Source organism: Janthinobacterium sp. GW822-FHT07H10 (assembly GCF_058798675.1).
Genome location: NZ_JBXAKS010000004.1, coordinates 479,220 through 503,534, shown reverse-complemented (window position 1 = coordinate 503,534; position 24,315 = coordinate 479,220). Strand labels below are relative to the sequence as shown.

The 24,315-nt window shown below is 61.1% G+C and carries 21 protein-coding genes; 3 read left to right on the top strand and 18 right to left on the bottom strand.

Translation table 11 applies throughout. The features are described 5' to 3' along the window. Window positions 1-286: 286 nt before the first annotated feature. Window positions 287-1,027, top strand: coding sequence for a PEP-CTERM sorting domain-containing protein (locus tag AC1RDJ_RS12955; RefSeq protein WP_232250948.1), 741 nt, complete (start codon window positions 287-289; stop codon window positions 1,025-1,027). 55 nt (window positions 1,028-1,082) lie between these two features. Here AC1RDJ_RS12955 and AC1RDJ_RS12950 read toward each other — a convergent pair whose 3' ends face one another. The 3 genes from AC1RDJ_RS12950 to AC1RDJ_RS12940 all read right to left on the bottom strand — a co-directional run bounded on the left by AC1RDJ_RS12950 (window position 1,083) and on the right by AC1RDJ_RS12940 (window position 3,474). Continuing rightward, a complete protein-coding gene (locus tag AC1RDJ_RS12950; RefSeq protein ID WP_071324828.1) occupies window positions 1,083-2,105 on the bottom strand; it encodes a TIGR03790 family protein in 1,023 nt (340 codons plus the stop codon). A gap of 157 nt (window positions 2,106-2,262) precedes the next feature. Continuing rightward, window positions 2,263-2,841: an FxDxF family PEP-CTERM protein gene (locus tag AC1RDJ_RS12945; protein ID WP_493027638.1), complete on the bottom strand. Its 579-nt coding sequence runs from the start codon at window positions 2,839-2,841 to the stop codon at window positions 2,263-2,265. Between the two features lie 78 nt (window positions 2,842-2,919). After that, window positions 2,920-3,474: an FxDxF family PEP-CTERM protein gene (locus AC1RDJ_RS12940; protein WP_071324830.1), complete on the bottom strand. Its 555-nt coding sequence runs from the start codon at window positions 3,472-3,474 to the stop codon at window positions 2,920-2,922. Window positions 3,475-3,699: 225 nt separating this feature from the next. On the opposite strand from AC1RDJ_RS12940, the gene AC1RDJ_RS12935 reads away from it, so the two are divergent. Further along, window positions 3,700-4,278 (top strand): LbetaH domain-containing protein, encoded by a 579-nt coding sequence (locus AC1RDJ_RS12935; protein WP_071324831.1) that lies wholly within the window; start codon window positions 3,700-3,702, stop codon window positions 4,276-4,278. A gap of 3 nt (window positions 4,279-4,281) precedes the next feature. Here the strand turns inward: AC1RDJ_RS12935 and AC1RDJ_RS12930 are convergent, their stop codons facing one another. The 7 genes from AC1RDJ_RS12930 to AC1RDJ_RS12900 all read right to left on the bottom strand — a co-directional run bounded on the left by AC1RDJ_RS12930 (window position 4,282) and on the right by AC1RDJ_RS12900 (window position 12,599). Beyond that, entirely contained in the window at window positions 4,282-5,712 is a 1,431-nt protein-coding gene (locus AC1RDJ_RS12930; protein WP_071324832.1) for a mannose-1-phosphate guanylyltransferase/mannose-6-phosphate isomerase, read from the bottom strand. 14 nt (window positions 5,713-5,726) lie between these two features. After that, window positions 5,727-6,881, bottom strand: coding sequence for a nucleotidyltransferase family protein (locus tag AC1RDJ_RS12925; RefSeq protein ID WP_071324833.1), 1,155 nt, complete (start codon window positions 6,879-6,881; stop codon window positions 5,727-5,729). A 150-nt stretch (window positions 6,882-7,031) separates the two neighbouring features. After that, window positions 7,032-8,141, bottom strand: coding sequence for a non-hydrolyzing UDP-N-acetylglucosamine 2-epimerase (gene wecB, locus AC1RDJ_RS12920; RefSeq protein WP_493027637.1), 1,110 nt, complete (start codon window positions 8,139-8,141; stop codon window positions 7,032-7,034). Continuing rightward, window positions 8,138-9,028: a hypothetical protein gene (locus AC1RDJ_RS12915; protein WP_493027635.1), complete on the bottom strand. Its 891-nt coding sequence runs from the start codon at window positions 9,026-9,028 to the stop codon at window positions 8,138-8,140. Before AC1RDJ_RS12915 ends, wecB begins: the two co-directional genes overlap by 4 nt. A gap of 47 nt (window positions 9,029-9,075) precedes the next feature. Continuing rightward, window positions 9,076-10,167, bottom strand: a complete 1,092-nt coding sequence (locus AC1RDJ_RS12910) for a Gfo/Idh/MocA family protein (protein WP_083411966.1) — start codon at window positions 10,165-10,167, stop codon at window positions 9,076-9,078. 74 nt (window positions 10,168-10,241) lie between these two features. Further along, the gene (locus tag AC1RDJ_RS12905) at window positions 10,242-11,264 is read right to left on the bottom strand and encodes a DUF354 domain-containing protein (RefSeq protein WP_071324836.1); all 1,023 of its coding nucleotides are present in this window, start codon (window positions 11,262-11,264) and stop codon (window positions 10,242-10,244) included. Between the two features lie 54 nt (window positions 11,265-11,318). Then, window positions 11,319-12,599, bottom strand: a complete 1,281-nt coding sequence (locus AC1RDJ_RS12900) for a nucleotide sugar dehydrogenase (RefSeq protein WP_071324837.1) — start codon at window positions 12,597-12,599, stop codon at window positions 11,319-11,321. Between the two features lie 331 nt (window positions 12,600-12,930). Between AC1RDJ_RS12900 and AC1RDJ_RS12895 the strand changes: the two genes are divergently transcribed. Then, the gene (locus tag AC1RDJ_RS12895; RefSeq protein ID WP_493027634.1) at window positions 12,931-14,025 is read left to right on the top strand and encodes a glycosyltransferase family 4 protein; all 1,095 of its coding nucleotides are present in this window, start codon (window positions 12,931-12,933) and stop codon (window positions 14,023-14,025) included. 20 nt (window positions 14,026-14,045) lie between these two features. On the opposite strand, the gene AC1RDJ_RS12890 is transcribed toward AC1RDJ_RS12895, so the two are convergent. From AC1RDJ_RS12890 to epsG, 8 genes are all read right to left on the bottom strand, one after another. After that, window positions 14,046-15,284 carry a glycosyltransferase gene (locus tag AC1RDJ_RS12890; RefSeq protein WP_071324839.1) on the bottom strand — a complete coding sequence of 413 codons (1,239 nt, stop codon included), beginning with the start codon at window positions 15,282-15,284 and terminating at the stop codon, window positions 14,046-14,048. A 124-nt stretch (window positions 15,285-15,408) separates the two neighbouring features. Beyond that, window positions 15,409-17,652 (bottom strand): heparinase II/III domain-containing protein, encoded by a 2,244-nt coding sequence (locus AC1RDJ_RS12885; protein ID WP_232250950.1) that lies wholly within the window; start codon window positions 17,650-17,652, stop codon window positions 15,409-15,411. Between the two features lie 187 nt (window positions 17,653-17,839). Beyond that, on the bottom strand, window positions 17,840-18,778 hold the full coding sequence (locus tag AC1RDJ_RS12880) for a glycosyltransferase family 2 protein (RefSeq protein ID WP_493027633.1): 939 nt from the start codon (window positions 18,776-18,778) through the stop codon (window positions 17,840-17,842). Beyond that, window positions 18,778-20,205 carry an O-antigen ligase family protein gene (locus AC1RDJ_RS12875; protein ID WP_071324841.1) on the bottom strand — a complete coding sequence of 476 codons (1,428 nt, stop codon included), beginning with the start codon at window positions 20,203-20,205 and terminating at the stop codon, window positions 18,778-18,780. Before AC1RDJ_RS12875 ends, AC1RDJ_RS12880 begins: the two co-directional genes overlap by 1 nt. Window positions 20,206-20,215: 10 nt before the next feature. After that, a complete protein-coding gene (locus AC1RDJ_RS12870; protein ID WP_493027632.1) occupies window positions 20,216-21,724 on the bottom strand; it encodes a lipopolysaccharide biosynthesis protein in 1,509 nt (502 codons plus the stop codon). 114 nt (window positions 21,725-21,838) lie between these two features. Further along, on the bottom strand, window positions 21,839-22,534 hold the full coding sequence (epsI, locus tag AC1RDJ_RS12865; protein ID WP_083411968.1) for an exosortase-associated protein EpsI, B-type: 696 nt from the start codon (window positions 22,532-22,534) through the stop codon (window positions 21,839-21,841). Next, window positions 22,531-23,436 carry an exosortase B gene (gene xrtB, locus AC1RDJ_RS12860; RefSeq protein WP_493027631.1) on the bottom strand — a complete coding sequence of 302 codons (906 nt, stop codon included), beginning with the start codon at window positions 23,434-23,436 and terminating at the stop codon, window positions 22,531-22,533. Before xrtB ends, epsI begins: the two co-directional genes overlap by 4 nt. Further along, entirely contained in the window at window positions 23,437-24,312 is an 876-nt protein-coding gene (gene epsG, locus AC1RDJ_RS12855) for a chain length determinant protein tyrosine kinase EpsG (RefSeq protein ID WP_071326636.1), read from the bottom strand. Window positions 24,313-24,315 lie beyond the last annotated feature (3 nt).

Below are 24,315 nucleotides of genomic sequence, written 5' to 3'. Positions count from 1 at the left end.
TGAAACGTATTTTTTGAACAACATGCAGCACGGCCGATCAGGCCAAAAAGACGCTGCCAGGAAAAATGTGATATATTTAAGGCAAATAAGTTTGGTTCCTGATAACAACAACCAGCTTCGCAACAACGATACCGCGACAATGAGAGCAAGCCCCAGCCTCGCTTGCCTCTTGGAATGCACATCCGGCCATGCACATAAAGGTCGCATTACCGGTAGCAACATTAATCGCATCACGAACGGACAGCGCACCAGCGCGACGCTCGGGTGCATTCTGAAGAGATACACCATGTTCAAACCAAGCAAGCAATATTCCGTTCTCTGCGCCGCCATGGCGGCAGCCCTGTTCATGTCGGCAGGGATGGCCCAGGCGCAAAGCACGGCGCCCCAGGCCAATGCGGACAGCAAGCGCTGCGAAGCGGGCAATGCGGATGGCGGTGGCAAGGGCGCCGAATTCAACCCCGACAGTTCAAGCAGCGCCTGCAGCCTGGCGAATGGTTTCGTCAACTTTGGCACGCGCAGCAATGACGGTGTCGGCTCGACGCCCGAATTCGGCACGGGCGAGTCCGACCAGGTATTGCGCGCGCCGGCATTTTCCGGCAATAACCATCGCCTGGCCAACGCCCTGGGCCAGCCTGCCGATGCAGGCTACGCCGGCAGCGCCAGCCTGCTGAGCAGCACCGGCGAACACCATTTCGGCAGCCGCGACTTCGTGTATGCGCAGGAAGAACCGGCCATCGAGGGCCGCGGCTATCACGCTGGCCGCGGCCTGCCCGCCGGCGACGTGTATGAGCCATTGCTGGTCTCGTCGGGCGGCGGCATCGCGCCACCGGCCGGTGGCGGCGGCATCGGCGGCGGCGGCGCCGGCGGCGGCTTCGACCGCAGTGGCGGCGGCACGATCGACACGGGCGGCAATGGCGTCGTGGTGCCGCCGATTCCTCCCGTGCCGGAACCGGAAACCTATGTGATGCTGCTGGCAGGCTTGGGACTGCTGAGCTGGATCGGCCGCCGACGCAACGGCAAGGCATAAAAAAAAATGGCTCGTACGAGCCATTTTTTTCGCCTGCCGTCATGCCAGCTTGCCGTCAGCGACGGAAGCTGGCGTAGGGCGCCGCCAGGGGGTCGCCGATGAACAAGCCCTGGGCCGGCCAGGCGACGCTGCCCCAGTACGCTTCGAGCGCCGTCATGCCGCTCAGGTAGCGGCGCAGCAGCACCGTGGGGTTGGGAAATTTCTGCCAATAATTGCAGGGCTCGCTGACGGTGCCATAACTGGCGGTCGCGCCCGCCTCCAGCCAACGCTGGCTGCTCATCTGCGCCGTGCCCTGCAAATCGCCGCCGAACGAGGTCAGATGGTCGGCCAGGGCGCCCGGCAGGAAGCGCAAGGTGTCGAGCTTGTCCACCTTCGCCATGCCCGTCTGGTACACCATGATGTCCTGTGCGCCTTCCAGCACATCGGCCTTCATGTTCTTGATCGTCAGCTTGCGCTGGCGCACCATCCCGGCAGGCGGGAAAAATGCCGCGCGGCTGTTGCGCGCGCCTTCACTCGTGTTCAGGTAATAGGCGCTGGCGGCCGGCACGGCAAAACCGCTGGCGGTGCCGCGGTCGACGACCGCCTTGGCCTCTTCGACAAAATCGATGGGCAGCAACATCGACAGACGCAGGCCCAGCTGGCTGAAGGGCTGGCCCGTATTGCTGTTGAAGTAGGTGCTGGCCTTGCCGGCGCCGCAGCTCTTCGCGCACTGTCCGCCGTCATACCCCAAGGTAAAGGCCGACGTGATCGAATTGCACTCGACCGCATACGGCGCGCTCCACACCATCAGCACGGCCTGGATGCCCGGCTTCAGCTGGCTGTCGATGCGCTCCTTCAGTTGTGCGAACTGGTCCATGCTCAGCTTGCGCGGCCGGTTCGGGATATGCACATGCACGACATTGGCGGCAGGAATGGCGTGCGCCTGGCGGTAATATTCGCCCACCTCGATACTGTTCGGCTCTGCATCATTGATGACGATGGCCAATTGTGACGGCTGCAAGCCGGGCGCGGCGGCAGGTTCGGCGCCATGGGCGCTACTGGCCAGCAATGCCAGCGACAGACAGAGTGAAATACGCAATGGGGATACCGTGGCAAGATACACGTGCGATTGATCAAAACGGCCGTTTGCCGGCCGCCAATAGTGCCAACAATTATAGCCGCGAACATGGCCCCGGAAACGGGGCCCAAAAAAAACGGAGGCCGAGGCCTCCGCTTTTCCATTCACGCCACGGCCATCACGCCTGCTGCTTGCGGCGGCGCGCCATGAAGCCCACGAGACCCAGGCCTGCCAGCAGCATGGCATAGGTTTCCGGTTCCGGCACGGGATTGACCGACACGTTGCCGCTATAGCTGCCGCCGGCGGCTGAAGCCACGTAGCCATTGACTTCCAGGAAGTAATCGCCAGCGCTCAGGGGCGCCGCGTTGGACGACAGGACCCAGGCCTGGTCCGCCGCCGTGAAGTTCACCAGGTCCAGCGCGCCTTGCAAGACGATGCCGCCGGCGTTTTTCAGGCTGAAGCCCGTCAAGGTCAGGCCCGAGTTCAGGCTCGGCTTCAGGGAAGTGGCCAGGCCGCTGAAATCATTGCTACCCGTCAAGGTAAACAGGAACTTGTCGCTGAAGAAGTTGTGCTCGGCGCCTGCCAACTGGCCCGGCGCCAGCGTAAACGAACCGAACAGGTTGCTGCCCGAATAATCGAGCAAGTCCTGCGTCAGGTCGACGGGCGCGTGGCTGATGTCGACGGGGGCCGCTTGCGCGCCCAGGCTGCTGCCGGCCAGCATGATCGCCAGGAACAGGGATTTGAGAATTTTGTTCATACTTTTCACCAAGAAAACAGCGGCCGGCACAGGCTGGCCGCAGGATAAAAATGCGGAAAGGGAGCGATGCCGCGGTGTTCAGGCAGACTTCTGGCGACGGCGTGCCAGGAAGCCCAGCAGGCCCAGGCCGCCCAGCAGCATGCCGTAGCTTGCCGGTTCCGGCACGGCCGACACCAGGCTGCCATTGCCGCTGAAGGTAGCGCCCGCACCCGAAACGAGGTTGCCGCTGACCTTGACGTAATAAGAACCGGCTGCCAGGTTGGCAAAGGACAAGGTCCACTTGTCATCCTTGCCCGTCAATACCTGCGCACCCTGCAGCAGGCTGTGGTTGGCGCTGTCGTACAGGCCCAGGCCCGTCAGGTTCAAGCCATTCGCCGCGCTCGTGCTGGTCGACGTCACCACCAGGTTCACATTGCTGAGCTGCGCCACGTTGAACGTGAAATGATCGTTGAAAAAGTTGTCTTTGTTGCCGGATTTAAACTTGTCGCCAAAGGTCAGCGATCCGCCATTCGCCAGCGTCACGGCCGTCGGCACGGAGCTGATGTCGACGACGGCGGCTGCGGCGGCCTGGGAAAACAGGGCGGCACCGGCAAATGCCACGGTGGCCACGACTGAGCAAATATGTTTCTTCATGCGACTCCACCAAACGTAATTGCAGGCTATAAGTTGCCCACGAGAATTGAATTAATTTAACCAGTGAGAATGATAGCATAAAGCAATTTATTGCATTATTCTTTTTTTAATGAATAATTTCTTTATGGCATCAAATTTGGATGCCGGTTTTTATCGCGGCATGCACAAACATAGTAAAGATATAATCAGTGCCAACGACAACAGGATGGGAAACATGGTGACTGTATGGCAACTTGGACAGCATTAAAGGCGGACACGTATCGGCAATTCGGTCGCAGCAGCTGGGGCTTGACCTTCAAGCAAATTTTACTCAGTAGGACCTTCCGTGTCGTCGCCACCGCCCGCCTCTGCCAGGCGGCATCGCAGGCGGGCGGCTTGTGGCCCATGTTCTTGCCCTTTTGCAAGCTGCTGCATCGCTACGCGGCCAGCCGGGCGGGCGTGGACTTCCCGTGGAAGGCGCAGATCGGCGCCGGCTTTTCCCTCACCCACGGTTGGGGCATGGTCATGAGTCCGGGCGCCGTCCTTGGCCGCAATGTCACACTGTTCCATGGCGTCACGCTGGGCCGCAGCGACCGCATTGCCAAGGATGGCCAGCGCATCACCGGTTACCCGACCCTGGAAGACGAGGTGTGGGTCGGCCCGCACGCCATCATCACGGGCGGCATCACCATCGGGCGCGGCAGCCGCATTGGCGGCGGCGCCGTCGTCACGGAAGACATCCCGCCGTATTCCATCGTCGTGGGCAACCCTGGCAAGGTCGTCAAGAGCGGCTGCACGCCGGATGTGATGCACCGCGTGCCCTGAACCTCAGGCGCGCTGGTAGGCGTCGGCGTAGCGCACGATATCGTCTTCCCCCAGATAGCTGCCCGTCTGCACCTCGATCAGGTGCAGCGGCAGCTTGCCCGGGTTTTCCAGGCGATGCGTCATGCCGATGGGAATGTAAGTGGACTCGTTTTCCGTCAGTAATTTGACGGTCTCGCCGCAGGTGACGCGGGCCGTGCCGCGCACGACCACCCAGTGTTCGGCGCGGTGATGGTGCATCTGCAGCGACAGCTGCCCGCCGGGATTGACGACGATGCGCTTGACCTGGAAGCGCTCGCCCATGTCGATGCCTTCGTAGCTGCCCCAGGGGCGGTACACAAGGCGGTGCTGGACATGCTCGGTGCGCGCATGACGCTCCAGGTGCTCGACCACCTGCCGCACGCGCTGCACCTGGTCGCGGTGCGCGACCAGCACGGCATCATCGGTCTCGACGACCACCAGGTCGTCCACCCCGAGCACGGCCAGCATGCGGCTGCCGGCCCGTACCAGGCAATTGTGCGCGCCATCGAGATAGGCATCGCCGCGCACGACATTGCCATGCTCATCGCCTGGCAAGGCTTGCCACAGGGCCGACCAGGAGCCGATATCGCTCCAGCCGATGGCGGCCGGCACGACGACGGCCCGCTGCGTGTGCTCCATCACGGCATGGTCGATCGAGACGCTGCGGCAGCGGGCAAAGGCGGCCGGCTCCAGGCGGAAAAAGTCGAGGTCGCGGCAGCCGTGCGCGACGGCCAGCTCGCAATCGGCCAGCATGGCCGGTTCCAGCGCCTGCAACTCGCCGAGGCAGGCGGCGGCGCGCATCAGGAACATGCCGCTGTTCCACAGGTAGCGCTCATCGGCGAGCAAGGCGCGGGCCGTGGGCAAGTCCGGCTTTTCCACGAAGCGCTCGACCTGCCGCCCTTGCGCCGAGCCGGGCACCGCGGCGCCGGCCAGGATATAGCCGTAACCCGTTTCGGCGGCGGTCGGCACGATGCCGAACGTGGCCAGGGCGCCCGCGGCCGCCAGCGGCGCGGCCTGCGCGATCGCCCGGTGAAACGCGGCCACGTCGCCGATCAGGTGATCGGCCGGCAAGACCAGCATCAGGGCATCGGCATCGCGCGCCAGCAGATACTGCGCGGCGGCCGCCATGGCCGGCGCCGTGTTGCGCCCCAGCGGTTCCAGCAGGATGGCCAGCGGCGCCACGCCGATCTGGCGCAGCTGTTCTGCCACCATGAAACGGTGCTCGTTGCCGCACACCAGCAGCGGCGGCATGACCGTCAGCCCGACGGCGCCCAGGTCGCGCACGCGCAGCACGGTTTCCTGCAGCAGGGTCTGGCTCGATACCAGCGGCAACAATTGCTTGGGCAGCGCCTGGCGCGACAGCGGCCATAGACGGCTACCGGAGCCTCCCGACAAGATCACTGGATAGATGTTCATGTCGGGGCTCCTGGTTATTTGACTGCGCGTAATTCCACGGACATGTCGGCACGCCGGCGGTTGCGCCGGTCGCGCGCATTGGCCCAGGCGTCGGGGTCATACTGCGACGCGTGCCGCATCTCGCCGGCCCGGTCGACGCTGTAATCCTTGAAGACGATCATTTCATCGAGCACCACGCCCGGCAGCACGCGCGTGTACTCGAACAGCACGCTGCGCACCACTTCGGCGCCCGCGCACACGTGGCTGCCGTGGCCGATCCAGGTCGGCCCGATGATCGTCGCGCCCGCCTCGATGCGGCTGCCCGAACCGATGTAGACGGGGCCTTCGATGCGCGTGCCGCCGCTCCAGTCGATGCTGGTATTCAAGCCGACCCACAGGCCGTCGTCGATCTGGATGCCGGGCACGTCCAGCTGGGCCACTTCGCCCATCAGCACGCTTTGCAGCACTTCCCAGTAATCCTTGACGCTGCCGATATCGATCCAGTTGTAGTCGCGTTTTTGCGCATAGAAAGGCAAGCCCTTCTCGACCAGCAGGGGGAACAGTTCGGAGCCGATGTCGAACGGCCGGTCGCTGGGGATCAATGCCAGCACTTCCGGTTCGAAAATATAGATGCCCGTGCTGACGCAATTGGACAGCGCATCGGCTTGCGCCGGCTTTTCCTGGAAGGCGCGGATGCGGCCGTCGGCGTCGCTGACCACCACGCCATAGCTCGACACCTTGTCCCACGGCACTTCAAGCGTGATGACGGATGCCAGCGCGCCCTTGCGGCGGTGTTCGAACAGGGCCGACTTGATGTCGAGGTCGATCAAGGCATCGCCGCACAGCACGATGGTCGTTTCATCGAAAAAGTTGCCGAATTCCTGGATCTTCTTCATGCCGCCGGCCGAACCCAGCGGCTCGGGCACGACTTCGCCCGCGTCATTCGTATAACCTTCGAAGGAATAGCCGATCTGCACGCCGAACTGGTGCCCCTCGCCGAAATATTCCTCGATTTTTTCATGCAGGTAGCTGACATTGACCATGATTTCGGTAATGCCGTAGCGGGACAGATGTTCGACCAGGTAAGCCATCACCGGCTTGCCCAGGATGGGTATCATCGGTTTCGGTAAATCATAGGTCAGGGGGCGCACGCGGGTGCCCTTGCCTGCAGCCAGTATCATTGCTTTCATCGTCGATCGCTTTCCATCGTTGTTTGGGGTGGATGCGGCGTCCGGCTGGCGTGCCGCCAGCCATCGGCCGTCTTGCGAGCGCATGGGCGGCGCTATCCGTGTCCGCCCTGTGCGCCAGTCCAGTCCTCTTTCAGCCTATCCCTTGCCTGCCTATGCCAGTTCCTGGTCCAGTTGCGCCACGATGCGCTGCGCGGCCTGGCCATCCCACAGGTGCGGGCGGCGGCCCTGCTTGCCTTCGCCGCGCAGCACCTTGCGCGCCTCGGCCACGATGCGCAGCGGATCCGTGCCGGCCAGGACATTGCTGCCCTCGTCGACGGTGACGGGACGCTCCGTATTGTCGCGGATGGTGATGCAGGGCACGCCCAGCGCCGTGGTCTCTTCCTGCAGGCCGCCGCTGTCGGTCAGCACCAGCGCCGCATCCTTCCACAGGTCGAGGAAGGCCATGTAGCCTTGCGGCCCCACCAGCGTGATGTTCGGTCCCAGGTCGATGCCAAACTTGTCGAGGTTGGCGCGCGTGCGTGGATGCACGGGAAAGATCAGGGGCAGGTCGGCGGCGATCTCGACCAGGGCGCCCGCTACCTTGCGCATGTCTTCGGCACTGTCGACATTGCTCGGACGGTGCAGGGTCACCACGCCATAGCGCGCGCCCGCGCCGCTGTGCGCCGCCTTGAAGGCCGACGTTTCAAATTGCTGCGGCGACTCGCGGCCCAGTTTTTCAGCCTGGTACAGGACGTTGTCGACCATCACGTGGCCCACGTAATGCACGGCGGCTTCCGGCTTGCCTTCGCGCCGCAAATGCTCGACGGCGCTCGGCTCCGTGACAAAGAACCAGTCCGAGATACTGTCCGTCACGAGACGGTTGATCTCTTCCGGCATGCCCATGTCGCCGCTGCGCAGGCCCGCCTCCACGTGCGCCACGGGAATGCCGAGCTTTTTCGCCGCGATCGAGCAGGCCAGCGTGGAATTGACGTCGCCCACCACCAGCACGGCGGCAGGCCGTTCGGCCTGGCACAGCTGCTCGAAGGCCAGCATGATCTTGCCCGTCTGTTCCGCGTGCGAGCCGCCGCCTGCCGCCATGAAGACGTCCGGCTCGGGGATGCCCAGCTCTTCAAAAAACACGTCGTTCATCTCGCGGTCGTAGTGCTGGCCCGTATGGATGATCTTGAACGCCAGGCGCGCATGGCCTTGCAGCGCGCGCACGATGGGCGCGATCTTCATGAAATTGGGCCGCGCGCCGGCCACCAGGTAGATCGTCTTCATGATGCCTGCTCCTGCGCCGCCGGCCAGTAGCGGTCCACCAGTTCGCGCGTGTTGCGGATATTGCCGCGGCTGGAAGCGCCAAAGACGATGGACTCGATGTTCGGCTGCTGGCACACCCATTCGATCGCTTCTTCGGGAGCGATGGCGCCCGAGGCGAAGACGGACATGGCGATCGCGCGGAACTTGCGGTCGCGCAAGGCGCTCTGGTAGGCGTCGAAGCCGCCGGACATGCGGAAGCCCACCTTGTTGATGTTCGAACAGACGATGGGGTTGTCGATGCCCTGCTCTTCGAGCACGTCGAGCAGCATCGGCAGATTCATCGTGATGAAGCCGGGCTCGGCGTTGTAGCGCTTGCGCACGTGATTGGCGAAGATCGAGAAGGCATCCTTGAAACCCAGGCCCAGCAACAGGTCGACCACCACGTTCTGCAGGAAGATCACGGGCGTATTCAGGCCGGCGAACATCTTCATTTCCGCATCCACCAGCAGGGTGATGATGCCTTCGATATCCTTGGTCGCCAAGGCCTTGCCGCCACGCAAGGCGGCATTCAGGAAGCCTTCATCGGGCGTAAAACGCTTGAGCGCGCCCATGATGCCGTCTTCCGTGACGGCATTCGCATACTTGTGGGCATACGGCATGCAAGGCATGAATTTGAAGTCCTTGTAGCGCACCGGGTCGGCGCGCATGTGATCGCACACCTGTGCGATACGGTCATGGGTCGTGCACATGAAGGATTTCACTCCTTCATCATAGGCACTATCGAGCACCTTGATAACGGCCTTGATATCCTGGAAACGCATGGCCTGGGCCCGCGCTTTTTCCTCCGACATATGATTCACGCCGAAGAACTGATTATCACCAAATAACAAACGATCGAGTTGATCCATTTCCTGCTCCATTCATATTTCGTATCGAATTCCTGCTGCGCGGCATGTCAGCGGCCGAAAAAGAAACCTTTTTTCTTTTTCGGCAGTTCCGGCAAGGCATCGCCGGACAGCACGCCAGGACCTTTTTCCGCATCGGCGATCAGCATCGAAATGACGCGGTCGGTCGCCAGCGCGGAAGCGAACGAGTTGACATTGTCGTCCGCGCGCTTGTCGACGATGCAACGGACAAAGTAATCGAGCTGGGCCGAGTACTCCTCGCCGCGCAGGTAAAAGTCGACCGGTTCCGTCAATTCCGTGGTGTAGCGCACGGTCCAGCCTTCGCCGTAGCCTTCCGGCGCGCCGCTGGCGTCGCGCAGATAGACCTGGATTTCCTGACGGTCGGCGGTGATGCGGCCGTTCTTGCCCCACACGCTGATCTTCGTCGACATCTTGCGGTAGGACTCATCGCTCCAGTTGACGGACAGCTGGGCGCTCTTGCCATCGGGGTAATACAGGGTGGAAAACACTTCATCGTCCGTGTCGGCCGAGAAAATCTTGTTCAGCACGGAGCCGCCCACGCCGCGCGGCGCGCCAAAATACCAGTTCAGCAGGTTCAGCGGATGGGCCGCGTAGTCGTACAGACAGCCGCCGCCTTCCGAGCGCTGGGTACGCCACGTGGAACCCTTCGGCTTCAGCACCACCGGGCCGTAGGCCTCGGCCAGCATATGCGTCACCTCGCCGATCACGCCCAGGTCCAGCAGGCGCTTGACTTCCTGGAAGGCGCCGACGAAGCGGTAGTGGTAGCCGACCTGGTTGACCAGGCCTTTTTCCGCCGCCAGGCGGGTCGCCTGCTCGCCTTCCTCGGTATCGAGGCAGAACGGCTTTTCGCAAAATACGTGGATATTCTTGTTCAGCGCGGCCAGCACCATCTTGCCGTGCATGCTGGATGGCGTGGCGATGATGACGGCATCGAGTTCCAGTTCATTGAGCATGACGTCGAAGTCCGTATAGGTCTTGACGCCCGTATATTTGCCCAGGATGTCGAGCATGTAGCCGGTGGCGTCGCAGACGGCCGCCAGCGTGACACCGGGATGTGCATTGATCATGGAGTGATGGGACAAGCCCATCTTGCCCAAGCCTACTACTGCGAGGCGTATCATATTGTCCTGTCCTTTAGCGCTGCCGTGACAATGAGGGCCTGTGCCGCCATCGTCACGGATGTTGTTGATTAAAATTAGCCTTTGACGAGCTGCCGCTTGACCAGCTCATATGCGGCGCGGCCCTTTTCCAGCAGGCTGCGATTCGGCGGTTTCTGCGTGGCGCTGTCCAGGTAAGCCAGCGCCTGCGCGGCTGTCAAGTCGGGCCAGTGCTCGAAGGCGCCCACTTCCAGCAGGTGGCGGTCGACATCGAGCAAGGCATCCTGGTAGACGGAAATGGTGGGAATGCCCAGCACCGCCATCTCGCGCGTCATGGTGCCGCCGGCGCCGATGAACAGGTCGCAGTCGGGCGCGATATCGGCGATATCGAGCGCGGTGGTAACCACGCGCACGCCGGCAAACTTGGGATCCTGGTAATGCACGCCCTGCTCTTTTCCACGCGGCAATAACACGATATCGACCCGGTCTTTCATGCCCAACAGCAACTCATCAAGAAAATTGCGGCTGCCCTTGTAATACTGGGCCGTCCAGGGTTCCGGACGGATATACACCACGGGCCGCGCCCGCCCGGCCCGCTGCTGCACCGCTTTGGCGCCGAGGCGCTGGTCCAGTTCCCACAGATAGATCCCTTCCTTGACGCCCGGATAGTGCAGGACCTTGCGCGGATTGGCCCATTGCTTCTTCAATTTATCCATGCCGAGAAACTCCGGCACCATGATGCTGTTGGCGAATAAAAACGCGGGAATATTGCCTACCGCATGTTCGTTATCGTTCATGTAGATGGAACGGATGCCCATCAGGCGCGCCACCACCGGCGAATGGAAGGAACTCTGCGAGATCGCCACGTCGATCTTCTTGCCACTCAGAAAGCGGCACAGCTGGTAGACGCGCACGGGGAAACCAAACAGCTTGGCCGATAGCTGGCCGCCATAATGCTTGCCCACCACCGTGTACTTGAAGCCATGCAAGTCGAGCAGCTCGACCGTATTGGCCAGCGGCCGGCACGTGATCACGACCTCGTGCTCGCGTTCCAGTTCGCGGATCATGGCCCCAAACATATTGATGTGCGGCGAGTTGGTCAGTTCAAACCAGATACGCATGAATTACCCTTGCAACAATAAAAAAAATGCCGCGCCGATGCGCGGCGCCGGCCCTTACAGGCGCCAGACCTTGATGCCTGCCTCTTCCAGCGCCTGCTGGTCGAAACACGCCTTGACGTCGATGAAGCAGCCGCTCTTGATCAGCTTGCGCTGCAGCTCTTCCACGGGCAGGTCGAGCAATTGCTGGTGCGACACGGCCGCCACGATGGCGTCGGCGCGCGGCAACTCTTCCCAGCTGAACAGGCGCACGCCATACTCGTGCATCGCCTCTTCCTGTTCCGCGTACGGATCGTGCACGAACACCTCCACGCCGTAGGTCTTCAGTTCACGGATGACGTCGCCCACCTTCGAGTTGCGCAGGTCGGCGCAGTTTTCCTTGAACGTCAGCCCCAGCACATTCACGCGGGCGCCCTTGATGTAGCTGCCCGACGCGATCATGTTCTTGATGGTTTGCTCGGCGATGTACTTGCCCATGCCATCGTTGATGCGGCGCCCTGCCAGGATCACCTGCGGGTGATAGCCGAGCATTTCCGCCTTGTGCGTCAGGTAATACGGGTCGACGCCGATGCAATGCCCGCCCACCAGGCCCGGCGAAAACTTCAGGAAATTCCACTTGGTGCCGGCCGCCTTCAGCACTTCCGACGTATCGATGCCGATCTTGTCGAAAATGATCGCCAGCTCGTTCATCAACGCGATATTCAGGTCGCGCTGGGTGTTTTCGATCACCTTGCACGCTTCCGCCGCCTTGATGCTGGAGCAGCGGTGCACGCCTGGCTCGACAATGGTTTCATACATGGTGGCAACGCGCTCGAGCGTCTGCGGCGTGTCGCCAGAGACAACCTTGATGACATTCGTCAACATATGCTTGCGGTCGCCCGGATTGATACGCTCGGGGGAATAACCGACAAAGAAATCCTGCATCCACTTCAAGCCGGAAACCTCTTCCAGCACGGGGATGCACACTTCTTCGGTCGCGCCCGGATACACGGTCGACTCATACACGACGGTGGCGCCTTTTTTCAGGTACTGGCCCACCGTGCGGCTGGCACCGATCAGGGGCGAGAAATCCGGGTTGTGGGCCTGGTCGACGGGGGTAGGCACGGCAACGATGATGATATCGGCCTCGGCCAGTATCTGCGGCTCGGACGAATACTCGGCCTGCACGGCCGCCGCCATTTGCTGGTCGCTCAGTTCGCGCGAAGGATCCGTGCCGCGCTGGCAAGACTGAACCTTCTCGACGGAAATATCAAAGCCGATGGTACGCCCCAGCTTGCCAAACTCCACGACCAACGGCAGGCCTACGTAGCCAAGGCCAATCACGGCAATCACACTCATAATCAGCTTTCAAAATATTAGGGAACGTATCTAAAGAGACAATGCAGCACGAAGAAAAACATTGTCAAAGAAACTCCATTATAGAATAAAATACAATTGATGCAGCGCACCGTACGCAATTAAATTTCAAATGAAATATATTTCATAATGAAAAACATCATGCCTACGCCCGGGGATTGCCACTAAAAACGACACTTCCGCCATGCCACAGCGATTCTTCGTTTACTGTTGCAGGAACATCCACGCGTCTCGGTAGCGGCCACTTGCATGCCCACACGCCCGCAACACAGCCTTTTTAACAATATATTTCTTGCTGGACAGTATGAAAAGTATGATGAGTTCTTCCCCCTTATGCGTCATGATCGGTCCCGGACCACAATCCCAGGGTGGCATCGCCAGCGTCGTCCGCGTCTATGCGGAAGCAGGCCTGTTCGCAGACGGCGAAGTATGCATGTTGCCCAGTTTCAGCGAAGGCGGCAAAACCCACAAGCTGGGCGTGGCAGCACTCGCCCTGCTCCAGTATGCCGGCTTGCTAATGCGCGGCAAGGGGGCGGTACTGCACATTCATGTCGCCTCCGATGCCAGCTTCTGGCGCAAGTCGATCTTTATCTGGATGGCCTCCCTGGCCAGGCGCAAGATCATCTTTCACCTGCACAGTGGCGGTTTTGGCCGCTTCATAGACAATCTCGCGGGATGGCAGCGGCGCTACGCCATTGCCACCATCCGTCGCAGCAGTCAGTTGCTATGCCTGTCCACGCCGGCCCAGAACTGGCTGAAGCAGATAGCACCGGAGTTGCCGCTACGCCTGTGGCCCAATCCCGTGCCGGCATGTTTATTTGAGGACAACGAAGATCATATGGCACGTGAACCCGTTGTGTTGTTTTTGGGCGCACTGCTGCCAGCCAAGGGCGTCGCGGAGTTGCTGCAGGCCTTCGCCACCCTGCATGCGGCAGATCCCTCTGCGCAACTGGTACTCGCCGGCAGCGGGCCGGATCTGGCGGCGTTGCAAGCGCAGGCTGCCGAGCTCCACATACAGGATAACGTGCATTTCCCCGGCTGGATCGATGCACAGGAAAAGGCCGGCTGGCTGCGCCAGGCTCGCGTCTTAACGCTGGCGTCCCACGTCGAGGGACAACCGATGGTCTTGCTGGAAGCCATGGCCAGCGGAACGGCAGTACTGAGTACCACGGTCGGCGGCATTCCCGACTTGATCGAGCACGGCGTGCATGGCCTGCTAGTCCCGGCACACGACACGGCGGCACTTACGGCCGAACTGCTGCGTTTATGGGACGATGAGGCCTTGCGCAAGCGCTTGATTCAGGCGGCGCGTGCGCACGTCAGCGAGCGGCACCACGCGCTGCAGGTCAATACCGCGCTGATGCAGCTCTACCGGCAACTGGCGACACCTGCGGCAGCGCCCCCCTGATCAGACACGGCACGCCAAGTTCAGCGTGCCGCAAGTTGGCGATATTCTGCGGCAACATCGTTGGCGATCACCTGGTAGCTGCGGTGCGATGCGATATATCCGGGCCCCGCGGCGGAGCGCGCTTTCGCGGCAGGAATATCGTGCAAAATATCCAGCAAGCCCTGCGCCATCGCTTCAGTCGAACTATCCACCAGCCAGCCAGCGCCGCTGTCGCGCAATACACGCACTTGGTCCGGATTGTCGTTGGCCACGACAGGCATCGCCAGGGCCAGGTACTCCATCAGTTTGGTGGGAGAGCATACGTCATGAATAAGGCCGCGGGGGAAATACGAGACAGCCGCATCGGCACTGGCCAGCAAAGTCCAGGCTTGCTGCGATGGCAGCCACCCCGTTATGCGCACGGCATCGGCCAGTCCCAGGCTGCTGGCATGCGCGAGCAGGCGGTCAGTGTCGGCCGGCAAGGCCGACGCCCCGATCAGCAACAGCCGTGCCGCAGGGATCCGGGGGCGCACAAGCGCCAGCGCATCGATCATGCGTTCGATCTGCCGGCTCGCATCGAGCGTGCCAAGATAGGCAATCAGGGGACCATCCTGCCAATCGGGCGGACGCCGGGCATCCACCTGCATGCCTGACAACGATTGGGTATCCACGCCCATGGGCACGGCGCTCAGGCGCTCCCTGCGTATGCCCTTCTGCAACATCATCTGCAGCATCGCATCGCTCTGCACGAAAACATGCCGAGCGTGTGGCAGCACAACGCGATACAGGATGCGCTCCTCTATCAGCCCCTTCAACAGTACCAGGCGATTGCGCAAGCCGCCATGCGCCGCCAATTGCGCGCGCGCCCGGGCAATCCGCGCTTCGCACATGAGGAACGATACCCAGTACGCAAAGGGGATGCCCTTGCAGCGGGCGATCAGCAGGCCCAGCACGCCAATCGAAACCATGTCGCGCACCTGGATCACATCACACTGAGTCCGCTTCGCCTTCAGCAAGGCGCCAAGATAGGTGCCGAGATATGACAACTCCCGGCGCAAGCGGCCACCACGGGCGCTACCGGTGCGGACACGGGAAAATGCCGTGACCTCATCATTGGCCACGCCGCCCGGCTTGCCCACCAGGTCGCAATCGATGCCGAGACGCGGCAGATAGCGGCCAAACAACACCGCGACGTCGGCGCGGAAGGTGGGAAGCGGTTCAGGCACCAGTTGCAGGAGTCGCACCCTGCCCGGCGTTGTCACAGTCGCTTGCGTATCCATGAAAATAAACCTTGCCTAAAATATAATTTAATTATTGCAATTATATCATGGCATTCAGCTTATCCCAGCAGTGCGACGCCCCTGTCCGGCCGGCAGATAGGGGCACGGCCATTTTCTCAAGGTGTCAGTTCACAACCAGCACGCTCTGTGTACCGACGGTAACCTGACGTCCGGTGGCAGTGGGAGTCACCGTCACGGCCGGATTCTTGCAGCCGACATCGAGCAGCATCAGAAAATCCACACTGGTGGCGGGCACTTCGTTCAGGAATACGGCATGGTCCTCGTAGGTGCCGGCCCGTGGCGGCGGCCCCGTTCTTTTTTCGAAACGCACGGCAGTCGCTCCGATGGGCTTGACGCAAACGGAACGTCCCTGATTCGAAATGGAGACCTTTCCTGCCGCATCGCGCAGTATCGGGGCCAAGGCGTGGAAATTCCATTCAAACGTACGCTTGGTGGCCGAACTCGCCTTATCGCGCACAATGACCGCATCGCTGCTGCGCAAATACCAGACCTGGCGTACGACGGAGCTGAGGGCGCCGGCATACGCCATCGTCGCGTCCCCCTGCACGAAGTCGAGTGCCGGGGTCGTTGAAAAGGCGGTAATCGTGCCGTTGTAAATCTTCGGTTCGCGGAACCCTTCCACGACCTGCCCCACCCCGCCGTCAAATGTCAGCGCATTCGTGGACTTGGTTTGGCGATACCAGCTGGTATGCATCGGCGACCCGAACCAGTCATACCAGCCTGTTTCGCTCAGCAAAGGAACGCCTGCGCTGGTCAACACGAAACCATTCTGGTTGCCATGGCTGTGGGATACCGAGCCATACGGACTGGATTTGAAGTATACGGACGTACGCTGCAGATTATTCAAGTCGCTATGCATCGCGGCCCAGCCAATACTCGGATACAAGGCGCCGTTGGCGGGAGGGCGCGGCGCGGCGGTCACGGTATTCACGGGCAGCGGGTACGGCGCCTGCAGCAAGCTCAAGGCATCCTCCGTACCGTTTATATTCTTCACATACCATGCCGCTTCCGGCGTGGCATAGCGGGCGACAAAAGCCTTCTGGAAGCGGTAGACCGGTTCGATTTCCTGTCCATCGCCGAAAAGATGGTTTTTGGCTCCCGGCGGCACGAAATGCATGAAAAACCGTGCCAGGCCAGCCGACCAGGGCTTGTTGAACAGATTGATGCCGGTAGCCTGCTCCAGGCCGGGCCAGATTTGCAAAGCATTATCGGCTGTAAATTCGGCATAGGCGGTACCTTCAGAAAAACCACCTTCCGGGCCGCTCCAGATCATCAGGGAACTGGCCAGATAGCGTACCGAGAAGTCAAACCACTTGTCGGCCTCGGGAATATCGCCCAGGGACAGGGAGGAGATCAGCGCCAGATAGCCCAGATTCGAACCGGCATGCGAATCATACGGATAATTGTCAATGCGGCCATTATTCGATGTCATGTCATTGTAAAAATCAATGACGCGCAGCTTGACCACATTCAACCACACCGCCTTGCGCGCCGGATCGAGCGCGGAACCCAGGCTGTCCACGGCACGCACCAGTGCCAGGGACGTGGCGCGGCTGCCCTGGTCCTGGTTCAGATAACTTGTCGGGCCTGATGGGCTGAGAGCGGCCAGTGCATCGCCACGGCTCAGCGCCTCATTCAGGAAACGCTGCTCGCCCGTCAGGCGATACATGAGCGAGGCCGCCGTCAACTGCCGCGTATTCAAATTGATCGCTGTCCGAATCGACGTCATCTGGCTGGCAAAGGCGGCCGTGACCACTTTATCCGCAGACAGTTTCAAGGTCCAGTCGCTATCGCGAGGATAGGCCAGGGCTGTAGCCTGTCGCGTGACCTCGTTGGTCAAGCTGAGCAATGCCAAGCTGCGCTCGGCCTTGATATCCGCCGGCCAGGCGCTGGCCAGCGGCAGGTTCGCCTGCAAGCCGCGCGGTCTCGGTTTCTTCAGAATCGCGGCCCGCAAGTCGGCATTTTCCGGCAATTCAAATGGAATCGACGATGCACTGATCACAAAGGCGCGGTCGGCGGACCAATCCGTGCCACTTGTCGGACGGACGCGCCAGGTGTAAGTGCCAGCCGGCAGCGCTTTGCTCGGCAGATACCAGTTGCGCGTGCTCGTGTAGGTGCGCACCACGGTTGTCCCCGAACGTATCTCCAGCGTGTAGGAGGTAAAATTGGTCGGGTGACGTGCCCACGTAAAGCTCGGTGGATTCTGTACCTGGACATCCATATTGAACGGTGCAGGCCGCACGACCATGGCATCGGTCGATTGTGCCCAGTCTGCATGCGCGTAATGCGAATAAGGAAACAGCAACCAGGCTGCGCTGCACAACAAAGTGCGTTTAGCGGCTTTCATGCTTGTAGCCTCCATAAAAATAGAATGACATCCTTGCGGGCGGCGCCCATAACGCTGTGCCTCAAATTTGACGTCATCGCAAAGCTTCAGCACGAACACCTGAGGCGGTCGGCACTTATGTTGCAAACATTCTAATACATCAGCGCTTTCTGATTATACCTAAAGTACTTTCAGGCAATCCATAAAATTAGCTACGCATCCGCATTTCCCGCCACAATTCCCATCGTTTCAGCAGAGAACCATTGCCTACCGAACACATAATCAATGTAACCAACCATCGCAAATTAACCGCATGGCGGGCCGCCCTGCGCAGCGCGGCAAAGGCATCGGCACGGCGTCCATCCTGCAATGCATATCTGGCAACGCCAACGTATGCATCGGCAACGATACGCAATGCCGGCCGCCTTGAAGGATTGTCAACAGGTAATTGCAAGGCGCGCTCCTCCAGTCGGGAAAACACGCGCGGCATGACCCGCAGGTCGTACACGGTACACAGGCTGCCGGCGACATCCATCCGGTACGCAACCAGCTTGGCAGGACAAAAGACCAGTTGCAGACGCTCGGCCAAGCGAAACCATAAGTCCTGATCCTCGCCGAAATGATCGCCCTCCGGAAAACACTGTGGCATGGACTGCAAGGCTGCGCGAGGCACCGCGATTGAATTGGTGCAATAGAAAACGCCATGGGCGGCGCGGTATTCGTAAAAATTCTCCAGCGCGGAAAAGTGCGCGCCCGCATCGGTATCGAGTTGGCCATCCGCGGGATCCGTCATGCACAGGAACGAGGTGGAAAAAAAACTGCCTGCAGGATAGCGTTGGTACATCGCCACCAGAACCGCCAGGAATGCCGGGCCATACCAGTCATCGGCGTCGAGGAAGCACACCAGGTCGCCGCGCGCGGCGGCGATACCGCTATTGCGCGCGCGCGAAACACCGCCATTGGCCTGCCGGATCAAACGAATCCGCGGGTCGCCGATCGCCTCCACCATGGCGGCGCCGCCATCAATGGAACCATCGTCCACTACGACAATTTCAAAATCCTGATGACTTTGCGCCAAAACGGAAGCAATGGCAGAGGTTATATATTGCTCCTTGTTATACAGAGGAATAATGACCGAACACAACATTACGATAACTCTCCTTCCATGGCGTGGCGCCGTTGCGACGCCTGATCGCGCAGCGCCTGGCCAGCAGGAACGTAGTAACGCACCAGGACGGCCAACTGCAGCATATGAATGGGCAAGTCAGGCCCCAGGCTGGCCATGGACAGCGGCACCTCGCTGATCGATTTGCAAATGAGCAGAATAAAAAGCGCCAGCGACAAACCCTGGCTTGCCCGCACGGTCCTGGCGACAAAATACGCAATCACAAAGGTGTAGAACACGAGCCCGGCGGCCCCGATGCTGCCAGCGCTCGACAGGCTCTGGAAAAATTGACTATGAGCATGTGTCGCATAGGGCATGCCGACACTGTTACGGAATGCCTCGTCAAAAATATTCAGGCCATAGCCGAAGACGGGATACTTGCGCCACTCTTCGATCGCCACCTGCCATATCTGGTCGCGCCCCATGAAGGTCATCAGTTCGGCGCCGTCGCGTGTCGTGAAGAAGCGGGCGATTTTGTCACCCGCACCGCCAAACATGAAGATGACCAGCATCGAGGCACCGCAGAACATCAGCGCCAGGACCAGCAGGACAGGCAGGTGAGGACGGCGGAAGTCCTGGATGCGCGCGTGGATTTCATCGCGCCGGCTATACCAGGCCAAGACCACGACAGACAGAACAAAGGCAATCCAGCTGGTCTTCGATTGCGTCAGGATCAGGCTGATGATGCCCATGGCCCAGCCAAAACGCATCAGCCAGCGATTTTTCAGCGGCTGGTACCACAGGCACAGCATGAACAGCACGCATAACGGCCCCAGGCTGTTCGCATGGCTGGTCAAGCCCGCATAGCGCAGCTTCAGCCCGGGAATCAATCCGTGATAGTTGGTGCTTAGAACAAGTCCATGCTTCCAGACGATGCAGGCGGCGCTGGCCACCAGCAAGGCATACAGGGCGTTGCGCAACACGACCGTCATGGCATCGACATCGGCCTTGGTATTGGCGAACAATGCGGCCTGACAAGCGAGTAAGGCATACAGAAACTCGTGCGAAAGGTAAAAATACTGGCCAAAAAATGCCGGGCTCAACGTATTACTGATAAAGAATGCCCAGAATGCAAATATCAACATGCCCGGCAAAGGTTTGACATCGGTGCTCAGCAAGCGCCGCACTATCCGTTCGCCGCAGGCAAAAATCAGAAAGATGGAGGTAAAACGGCCTATCCATACAAGTATGGGACTCTTGTTGACGACGATCGCCAGCACGTCATCGGGAAAGGCAAGGTCTCTGCCCGATAACAACATGGACAATGCATAGGTGAGCAAAATCGGATAGGCAATGTACTGCACCAAGCCCAATTCCCGTTTTTGCCCCCAATGCGCACTGAGGGCGACGCCCGCGACCACCACGATTGCGGCGATCAACACCACCAAGCCGACGATAAATTCAATCATATCAATCTCATCATACTGAACATTTACTACGAAGATAAACACCGACCCGTGCCGGCACCGGCGGACTGAAGCGTCCAAGCAGGTCGACGATGCGCCGTCCCAGCAATTGTGGATGAAGCAAGCCGGCCAGCAGGCACAGGCCGCCGCCGCCTAACGAACCGAGCAACAAGGCCGGCAACGGCCCGTGGCCAAGCGCATGCCCCAGCAGCGAACCGCCATGCGCGCCGGCCGCCGCCAGCAGCATCAGCACGACGGAGCGCCAGGCGCTGGGCCACAGGTCGATAATGCCCAGCTGCAAGCGCCGGCACGCCGTCACGCCGATCACCAGCGCGCGCGCCAGCAAGGTGGCGGACGCGATGGCGGCCACCACCACCACGCCGAGGCTGGAAAACTGCCAGAGTGCGATACCCGCCAGCACGATCAGCGGCATCTGCAGCAGCGCCTCCAGGTGCTTGCCGCCCGTATTCCACAGTATGGGCGTCGACATGCCCCACGTGACATAGGCGGGCATGCCCAGCGCCAGCACCGTCAGCACGCGGCTCGATTCGCGCCAGGCATCGCCATACAGGGTGGCGATCAGGTCGCCGGCAAGGCAGGCCAGCACCACGAAGATGGGGCCGATGACGATCCAAGTGGCGGCGATGACGGACAGGTAGGCCTGCCGCAAGCCCGCCACGTCGTCCTGCAGGCGCGCGCCGGCCGCCAGGAAGGCCGGCTGCAAGGCGCTGAGGAACAGCGAATTGGGCGTGTTGGCCAGGTTGTAGCCCACCGCATACACGCCGACGGCGTGGGCATTCAGGATGCGGCCCAGGAAAACCCGGTCCAGGTTGTTCAAGAACCAGTTGCTCAGATTGGTGATGAAGACGGTGCCGCCCGTATGCGTCGAACGGCGCGCCCCCGCATACCACAGCAGCGGACGCAAGGAATGGGGGTGGCGGCAATACGTCAGCAACAGCAGGCTCAACGCCTGCACCAGCCAGGCGCTGACGAGGGTCCAGACGCCCGCGCCGAGCAGGGCCAGCGGAATGCCCACGCACAGGTAGCCCAGCACATAGCTGAGAATCTGCGCGATATTGAGCCAGCGGAAATTGAGCTGGCGCCGCAGCAGGTTGCTGCTGGGCGCCGTCATCGCGCTCAGCAGGCATGTCAGGCTCAGCCAGCAAACGATGGGCACCAGCCGCGGCTCCTTGAAGTAGGCGGCGATCCACGGCGCCAGCAGGTACAGGCCCAGCATGGCGGCCGCGCCGGACAGGCATTGCCACGTGAAGGCGAAGCGGATGTCGTCATCATGCAGTTCCTGGTTTTGCACGAGACCCCAGGCAAAGCCGAAATCGGCCAGGAAGGTACTCAGTGTCATGACCAGCAAGCCCATGGCGAACAGGCCGTAGATTTCCGGCCCCAGCAAGCGCGCCAGCACGATCTGCACGCCCATCTGCAGCACGAAGCGCGTCACCGTGCCGAGCGCTGCCCATTTGACGGCGCTTACCGCGCGCGTCTTGACGTCAGCGCTGGCGGACATGGCGCGACACAGGACAGGATGAGGCGCACTGGCGCTGCAACGTAGGGTTAATGGCAATTCCTATCGACAAAATATCAGGGCTCCACGCGGGCCGGCAGCGCCATTGCGCTCCGCTTATCCAGGGAAGTTGCCGATGATGCGCGCGCGGTCCTGCGGCTTCATGCCCGACAACATGGCGCGCACAAAACCTTCCTGTATCGCGTAGGCGGCGCCCGTGTCGCTGTCGATGCTCGACACGCGCACCAGCATGGCATCGGGAATCGCCCCGCTCAAGCCGTAGCGCAATTCCTGCATGCGCTGGTCCAGGCCCGGCGTGAGCGCCTTGTCGCCGACGGTAATCCAGTAGGTGATCGGCTCCTGGCGCGGGCCATTCGTGGCATACAAATGTTTCACCGGCAAGGTGCCGTAATCGGTGCGCAGCTCGCTGCGGCCCGACTTCTGCACCTCGAAGCCCTGTGCGCCATAGCACACTTCCGGCAGGTGGACGGCCATATTGCTGCTCTGGTCGCCACCGTAGGCGATCGACAGCATGACGCGGTTGCCTTGCGGATCGACATAGGTGCGCGACAGGGTCTGGTTGTAGATCTTGTCCAGGCGCGCCTGGGTTTCCGGATCGACCTGCAGCGGAATGATGGTCGTGTCGATGGTCCAGCCGCCGAACGCCACGGGGATGATGTCCGCGAGCTGGAACTGGCTCTTGCTGTCGGCAATCTTGACGCTCGGCGTCAAGTGCTTGGCCAGTCCGGCCGACGCCACCATCAGGATGCCGGCCAGCACGCTGACCTTGACGGAATTGGTCATCGATTTCATGCCTGGCTCCCCGATGCAGTGCGCGCGCGCAATTTAACGATCCATTGCAGCAAGGTATCGGCAGACAGGATCAGGATCAGCGCCGTGATGAACAGCACCATGCCGGCGAAACCATGCAGGAAGCCCTGTCCCGCCGCATCGCCGAAGTAATAGGTAATCAGGGTCAGCACGATGACGCGCACGACGTTGGCCGAGAACGAGATCGGGATGATCAGGATGGCCAGGGCGATATTGCGCAGCGCCGACGTGTGGCGCACGACGTTCAGGTAAAACAGGCCCAGCGCCTCCAGCGACAGCAGGGTCTGCAGGCCGGCGCACGCGTCGGCCACCATCAGCTGGTACTGGCCGATCTGCAGGATCACGCCCGTGCGGGCGATCGGATAGCCGGCAAAGAACAGCAGGTGCTCGACCACGTACGACACGGCCATCTTCATCGGCATCGTCAGCATGATCACGATCTGGGCCGGCAAGGGCACCATGAACAGCATGAAGAAGAAGGGAAACCACAACACTTTCAAGGCACGCAAGCCCCGTTTCAGCAACAGTATGGCCGCCAGCATCCAGATGAAGGAGCCGATTTCAAAGGCCATGATATGTTGCGAACGGCCCAGCACATACAGGATCAGGGCGATGGCCAGCACCACCCAGCCGAGCACGGTAGGTTCGCTGCCGCGGGTCTTTTCCAGCATGCCCGGCCAGTTGCGCCAGATCAGCCACAGCGACAGGACCAGGATGATGGGGCCATGCGCCTGCTCTTCCGTGGCCCAGATACCGGTGAACAGGCCGGTAAAGGACGGGATATACATGGCCAGCAGGCCGATGGCCAACGGCAGCCATTCCGGCAAGTATTCCTTACATTGCTGCAAGTTCAGGCCCGACCACCGCTTGGCTTGCGTATTCATTTAGAAGTCCACCATCACGGAACCGACCACCTTGGCGCCGCTCTGCACGATCTGCTCGGCCATGGCGTTGATATCGCTCAACAAGGATTGATTCTTGCGTGCCACGATCAGCACGCCGCCGGCGCGTGCCGCAATGGCCATCGCGTCGGAACCGAGCGCATATGCGGCCACGTCATAGATGACGATGTCGAACAGCGACTCGAGTTCCGTGTTCAGGCTGGCAAACGAGCTACGGCTGAGCAACTCCTGCGGATTCGGCGGCAAGGTGCCCGATCCCAGCACGGACAGGTCGACGAACGATTCGACCTTGGTGATGGCGTCGAGCTGGGCGCGGCCAGCGAGCACGTCGGACAGGCCCTGGCGCGTCTGGACATCGAAAATTTCATGCTGGCGCGGATTGCGCAAGTTGGCGTCGACCAGCAGCGTGCGTTCGCCCAGCTGCGAAAACACGACGGCCAGGTTGGCCGCAAACAGGCTGGCGCCGTCGCCGGACGCGCCGCCCAGCACCACCAGCGCCTTGTGCCCGCGGGCAAACCAGCGCAGCATGACCTGGCTGCGGATCGCGCGCAGGGTTTCCACTTGCGGGCTGAACGGTTCATAAGCTGCCACCAGCAGCTCCGAATACTTGCCCTCGCCTTTTTGCAGGTAGGGATAATCGAACTGGCGTGCCAGCACTTGCTGGATGTCGGCTTCCGTGATCAGGCCCAGGCGCAGGGCCGCTTCGCCGAAGCGGATGCCGAGTTCCTTCTGCATGCGCAGCACGCGTTCTGCGTTCTCGGGCGTGATCTTGCCCGACTCGAGCAGCAGACCGCCAATACTGGAGTCGCCGGTACGTGGCACGGTGTTCATCGAAATGGGGAGCGCGGCTTGGTTCATCGT